The organism is Nostoc sp. CCY0012, from assembly GCF_963920855.1.
Taxonomy (GTDB): domain Bacteria; phylum Cyanobacteriota; class Cyanobacteriia; order Cyanobacteriales; family Nostocaceae; genus Cyanocohniella.
Genome location: NZ_CAWUDM010000023.1, coordinates 66,029 through 72,293 on the forward strand (window position 1 = coordinate 66,029; position 6,265 = coordinate 72,293).

5 protein-coding genes and 1 pseudogene are annotated in these 6,265 nt (G+C 40.8%); 3 read left to right on the top strand and 3 right to left on the bottom strand.

Translation table 11 applies throughout. The features are described 5' to 3' along the window. The first annotated feature begins 27 nt into the window (after window positions 1-27). The 3 genes from ACM0OS_RS09125 (at window position 28) to ACM0OS_RS09135 (ending at window position 3,753) form a co-directional block, all read left to right on the top strand. Window positions 28-834 carry an FkbM family methyltransferase gene (locus ACM0OS_RS09125; protein WP_414542862.1) on the top strand — a complete coding sequence of 269 codons (807 nt, stop codon included), beginning with the start codon at window positions 28-30 and terminating at the stop codon, window positions 832-834. A 198-nt stretch (window positions 835-1,032) separates the two neighbouring features. Beyond that, a complete protein-coding gene (locus ACM0OS_RS09130) occupies window positions 1,033-1,839 on the top strand; it encodes a tetratricopeptide repeat protein (RefSeq protein ID WP_414542863.1) in 807 nt (268 codons plus the stop codon). Window positions 1,840-2,193: 354 nt separating this feature from the next. Continuing rightward, a complete protein-coding gene (locus tag ACM0OS_RS09135) occupies window positions 2,194-3,753 on the top strand; it encodes a cytochrome P450 (protein ID WP_414542864.1) in 1,560 nt (519 codons plus the stop codon). 62 nt (window positions 3,754-3,815) lie between these two features. On the opposite strand, the gene ACM0OS_RS09140 is transcribed toward ACM0OS_RS09135, so the two are convergent. The 3 genes and pseudogenes from ACM0OS_RS09140 to ACM0OS_RS09150 form a co-directional block, all read right to left on the bottom strand. Continuing rightward, a complete protein-coding gene (locus ACM0OS_RS09140) occupies window positions 3,816-5,204 on the bottom strand; it encodes a cytochrome P450 (RefSeq protein ID WP_414542865.1) in 1,389 nt (462 codons plus the stop codon). 243 nt (window positions 5,205-5,447) lie between these two features. Beyond that, the gene (locus ACM0OS_RS09145; RefSeq protein ID WP_414542866.1) at window positions 5,448-5,609 is read right to left on the bottom strand and encodes a hypothetical protein; all 162 of its coding nucleotides are present in this window, start codon (window positions 5,607-5,609) and stop codon (window positions 5,448-5,450) included. Window positions 5,610-5,639: 30 nt separating this feature from the next. Further along, window positions 5,640-6,209: pseudogene (locus tag ACM0OS_RS09150) on the bottom strand (sodium:solute symporter family transporter); the annotation flags it as partial. Between the last annotated feature and the right edge of the window lie 56 nt (window positions 6,210-6,265).

Below are 6,265 nucleotides of genomic sequence, written 5' to 3' on the forward strand. Positions count from 1 at the left end.
GAACCTGAATTTATGAGAAATTCTTTCATGCCAAAAATTCGTCTTTCTAACGGAACGAAAATATTTTGTCTACAAAAAAATGAAGCCCGATTAATGTATCAGGAGGTACAGAATTATGTGAAACACGGTATTCAAATCAATGCAGGTGATACCGTTTTTGATGTTGGCGCAAATATAGGATTATTTACACTTTGGTTATTTGAAAAATTTAATCATCAAATTAATGTTTATTCCTTTGAACCCATACCTGATATTTATGAAGTATTGAATGCTAATGTTAAGGGTTTGAATGCTGAAAATATCAAATTATTTCCTTGTGGGCTTTCACAACAATCTGGTGATGTAAAATTCACTTATTATCCAAATATGACATTTGGTTCTACTGCATACCCAATTAGCAAAAACTCCGAAATAGATGACCTGAAAGAGATAGCTGTAGCAAATTTTAAACATTTTCCTGCCTCGATTTCCTGGTTACGGTGGTTGCCCTATTCTGTGTTTTCACGAATTATCAATTATAAATTGACAAGCAGTTTTCAAGGACAGCAAGTTAATTGTCAATTAAAAACTATTTCAGAAATTATTTTTGAACACCAAATTGAAAAAATTGATTTACTAAAAGTGGATGTAGAAAAAAGTGAAATGGATGTGTTATTAGGTATTAAAGATGAGGATTGGCACAAAATTAAGCAAGTTTTTGTAGAAGTCCATAATTTGGATTTTCGTATAGACCAGATCAGCTATTTGCTGAAAGATCAAGGATTTAAAAATATTAAAATTGAACAAGAACCTATACTCAATGGATCTGATATTTTTAGTTTGTATGCTTGGTAACAATATTATGAAATATCCAAATTCTCTATGAAGTTCAGTAGCATAGATATCTGCAAAAATGCAATACGCATTAATTGTAAATTCTGTAGAGGCGTTTAAGGAAAATTTCTATATTCTTGGCTGGATATGTATTTTATTGTTAACTAATAATTGAAGATTGTTTTATGATCAATGATGTTGCACATAAAAAAGAATTAAATGATTAAAATAATTGGTATTTTTCTAAGTCTATTACTTGTGTTTGGCTGGAGTAAACCAGTTATGGCAGTATCCCCACCGCCTAGCATTACTCAAGAACAGTTACAACAAGGAGATGAATTAGCAAATAAGGCTTTTAAAGCTACTAATAAAGGTGATTTTGCCACAGCGGAAACTTACTGGACACAGATTATCGAGCAATTTCCCACCAATGCCGGTGCATGGAGTAACCGGGGCAATTCGCGGGTGAGTCAGAATAAGTTACAAGCCGCATTGACAGATTACAACCAAGCCATAGAATTGGCTCCCAACGCCACCGATCCTTATTTGAATCGTGGTACAGCCTTGGAAGGTTTAGGAAAATGGGAAGAGGCGATCGCAGATTATAATCATGTCTTGAAACTTGATCCGAATGATGCGATGGCGTACAACAATCGGGGTAATGCTAAATCAGGGTTAGGAAAATGGGAAGAGGCGATCGCAGATTATCAAAAATCAGCAGAAATTGCCCCGAATTTTGCCTTTGCCCGTGCCAATTATGCCCTCGCCCTTTATGAAACTGGTAAAACTGACCAAGCCATCCGCGAAATGAAGAACATAGTCCGCAAATATCCCCAATTTGCCGATATGCGCGCCGCTCTCACAGCAGCTTACTGGGTAAATGGCAATAAAGGTGAGGCGGAAAGTAATTGGGTGGCAGCTTATGGACTAGATAATCGCTACAAAAATATGGACTGGGTGACAAATATCCGCCGTTGGCCTCCCAGTATGGTGGTAGCTTTAGATAAATTTTTGAAACTTCAGTAAGTACTGCTGACTCTACATTCCAGGCTAGCCATCAAAAATCTGTCTGATAGACCTTCTGTAAACTGTCCCTGTTTTCTGGTATACATCTTTGTAACTAACCAAAAATAGGGATTATGACTCATTTTTGGTTATTTATTTGCTAGGTCGTATTAGTTATTACAAATAATTTTTTTCAGAACTTACGTAACCCTAACGTATTTCCGTCATTGCGACCGTAGGGCAGCAATCTCAAAGCCTTGATTTTCGTGGCGAGTGCGTAAGTCCTATTTTTATATGAAACAGCTTTTTAAGAAGCTGGAAACGATGCGGTAGTATCGGGAGAATTTGAAGTTTTTGTTGGATTAAAGAAAATTTATGTTTCAAGAGATTACTGCTCAGATAGCTTTTTCTTCCTTTTTTCCATATTTATCCCTATTCCTAGGGTTTAGTAGCGTAGTGGGAATCCTTAGCTGGCGCTGGTGGAAACAAAAAAATACTTACAAATCCCTAGAATCAATCCCCTCTCCGCCCAGACACTGGCTGTTAGGAAATATTCCACAAGTATTAGCAGCAGTAAAACAGAAAAAATTTTTCCAATTATTGTTTGATTGGAGCCAGCAGCTAGGCCCGATGTATGTTTACCGGGTGGGCTATCCAATTCTAGTTTTGAGTAAACCGAAAGTTATTGAACAGACGATTGTTAATGGGATGAGAGACGGTAGCCTCGTCAGGTCTAAACAAGCGAGCAAAGCTTGGAATGACATTGGTGGCCCCATTCTTTTGGGTCAAAATGGTGCTGAGTGGCAATGGCGACGCAAGGCTTGGAACCCTGAGTTTAGTTCTAGCGGTCTGTCCAGATATGTGGAAATTATTAACCAAGCCTGCGAACAGGTAATTGAGAAACTCAAAGCAGCTCCGCCACTAAAAGAAGTTCAGATAGATCCTCTGTTTATAGAACTAACAATGAGAGTAATTTCCTCTCTCATGCTGGGTATTCCTGTGGATAGCAAAACTGCTAGTCCTGAAGGGCCACCCCTTGATGTACTAAAGGTGTACGAATCAATGTCTATTCTCGGCTATCGATTCTTAAGGGTAGCTACTGGCGAGAAAAGATGGATGAAATATCTGCCAACGAAGAATTCACGAGATTATTGGGCAGCAAGACGATATATAGAAGACTTCCTTACTCCCCGTATAGACTTAGCTTTACAGATGAGGGAACAAAACAAAACCGATTTGGCACAGGTAAGTTCTTTGTTCCAAGAATCAATGTTAGTAAAAATAGCTGCCAAAGAACCAAAATATAATCGTGAAACACTAATAGCAGAAGCTATTGAACTATTAATAGCAGGTACTGACACAACAGCCCATTCTTTATCCTTTGCCGTTGCGGAGTTGGCTTTAAATCCAAGAGTTTTTCAGCAGGCACAAGCAATTGTTGACCAAGTTTGGCAAAGTCCAGGTGGTATTAATACAGAAAACCTCAAGGAATTGACTTATATTCAGGCTATTTTCAAGGAGACTTTGCGCCTTTATTCAGTTGCGTCCGGCTCGACTTCATTGGAGGCTCAACGTGACATTATAATTGAGGATAAGGTTATTCCTCGTGGTACAAAAGTTTTCTGGTCAATGTTTGGGGCGGGAAGAGATCCAGAAATCTATTCTCATCCGGAAGAATTTTTGCCTGAGCGTTGGTTAAACAAGAGTACCGAAAGTACTCCATTACCAATGATTACCTTTGGCTCAGGTTCTCACCGTTGCCTGGGAGAGCATTTATCGATGCTGGAAGCAACAGTGATGCTGTCACTACTACTACGCCACTTCGACTGGGAGTTAGTCAACGGTCGTGCATCCCTGGAAAATTTACAGCAGAACCTTTTGATTTATCCATGTGATGGAATGCCAGTACGTTTTCGATTAAGAAATGAGGGGTAAGGCTTTCAGACTTCTGTGATAAATTTATCAACAGGATGCGATCGCACCACACCCCCTTGGTTTTACACTGAACTAGTCTCAAGAACTGGCTGATGTTGCTCACGCCTGCCTTTGACTAACATTTGTACACCTCCTTTGGGCCCAAACAGTATGCCCTTACGTGCTGGCTGTACTGGTTCACTATTAGCCAATTCCATTTGCCAATTTGACAGTACGGTTGCTAGTACCAATTTCATCTCAAATAGAGCAAAAGCCATGCCAATACAGCGACGGTTCCCACCACCAAAGGGTAAATATTCCGAAGCTGAAAACTGTTTTTCTAAAAAACGCTCTGGTTTAAATGTCTTGGAATCAGGATATAAATCTTCCCGATGATGGGTGAGATAAACACAGGGAATTAATAAAGTCCCAGGGGTAAACTGATATCCCCCAATTTCTAGCGGTGATTTTACCAATCGACTCAAAACTAACATTGCTACTGGGTAAATGCGTAATGTCTCTGAGCAAACTGCATTTAAGTAAGGTAATCGGAAAATAGCATTGGGGTCGGGATTTTCTCCCAGAGTGTCCAACTCTTGCAATAGTCGCTCACGCACGTGGGGCTGATGATGAATCCAGTACAAAGCCCAAGCAAGTGATGTAGCTGTCGTTTCATGACCTGCTACTAATAAAGTCATCAACTCATCACGTAACTCTACATCCGTCATTGGCTCACCCGCTTCATCACGAGTTGCCATCATTAAAGATAAAATATCAGTCCGGGATGAGTCAGGCTTTGCCTTGCGTTCTTGAATCTCAGCATAGATGAGTTCGTCAATTTGCTGCCGTAAACGCAGAAACTGTCCCCAAGGACTCCATGCACCTAAATCCCGCCGCAATAACGGAAAAAGCAGCGCAAATGCTCTCAAAGCAGGTCTTTTGGGATTGAGTATAGCAATTAAAAGTTCCTTCAGTTTTTCGTAACGAGGCCCTTCAGATAAACCAAATACAGCCTTTAAAATCACCTGGAAGGAGATGGCTTGCATCGATGACAAGGCAGAAATAGTTTCCCCAACCTGCCATTGATTAGTTACTTGCTTACTGATATCACGAATTAACTCACCATAGGCTAGCATTCGTTCGCCATGAAAGGGGGGAGTCAATAGCTTGCGTTGTCGCTGATGAGGCTTGCCTTCTAGGGCTAGTAGCGATTGCTGCCCCAACAAAGGCGATTTTATCCCAGCAGGTTCACCAGAGTCTAAATATTTGGGGTCGGTGCTAAAAATCTGCTGAATAGCTTGAGGGTTGCTAACGAATACTTGAGGCTTAAAAACTGGGCCAATGCGGAGAGTGAACATATCGCCATAGTTTTTAGCACAGGCTTCCATATATTCAAAAGGGCTAGTTATCCACTGATATGTCTGTACCCAAGGATGAGTTTGGGGGCCATCAGGTAGTTGAAGAGTAGGCATATTGATGAATCTCTCAAAAACTAGAGCAGGAATCTATAGCCGGGGACAGGAATAGGGAACAGGCTTGAAAGGCTATTTTTGTAAGGATTTTATGAGCAGTTGATCTTTTAGGCTATCTGGCAACTGGTATATTAGCCAAAAATTGATGCACCTATTGCTTGATTAATGTTAGAACACATATAGCAATCCGGCTTCGCTGAAGATGTTCACAATTCACTAAGAATTGAAATAGGTACGCACAAATTACTGCGATAGCATCAAAACACTGTACGCACCAATACCAATATTTCCACTGAAAGCCATGCCATCAGTTTCACCCCAAATAGCCCTGCCTGCTGTTGTATCGTAGCCCGGTTGGTTGCCAAAATATGGGCTAAAATCTTGCCAGTCGCTATTAGATCGCACGTACCAAATGCCTTCACAACCACAATTACATCATATTTCTACAGCAGGGGAACGCAAGTCTTCCACCAAGGCTTGAATTTCTGGTGGTGGGGGTGGTGTGAGATGAGAAACTACTAGGGTAACTACAAAATTAATCAGCATTCCCAATGTGCCAATACCTTCAGGTGAAACGCCAAAAAACCAAGGTTGCATACCTGCAAATTTTACGCCGATGATATAAATCATAGTGAAAATTAAACCAGTTAACATCCCCGCGATCGCACCGTGGGAATTGGTACGTTTGTCGAAAATTCCCAGAAAAATTACCGGGAAGAAGCTAGCAGCAGCTAAACCAAAGGCAAAAGCTACCACTTCGCTGACAAATCCTGGTGGATTTACGCCAAAATATCCCGCTAGGACTAGAGAAACACCCACCATTATCCGCCCCACAAATACCCGTTTTTGTTCTGAGGCGTTGGAATCTAGGATACGGTAGTAGATATCATGGGCAACGGAACTAGAAATTACTAACAATAATCCCGATGCTGTAGACAAAGCTGCGGCCAAACCCCCAGCTGCTACTAGGGCAATTACCCAAGGTGCTAATTTCGCTACCTCTGGGGCTTAGTGGTGCAGAAAAGTCTTGAACCGCTTGTATACCAGGAGTCTGACTGAGA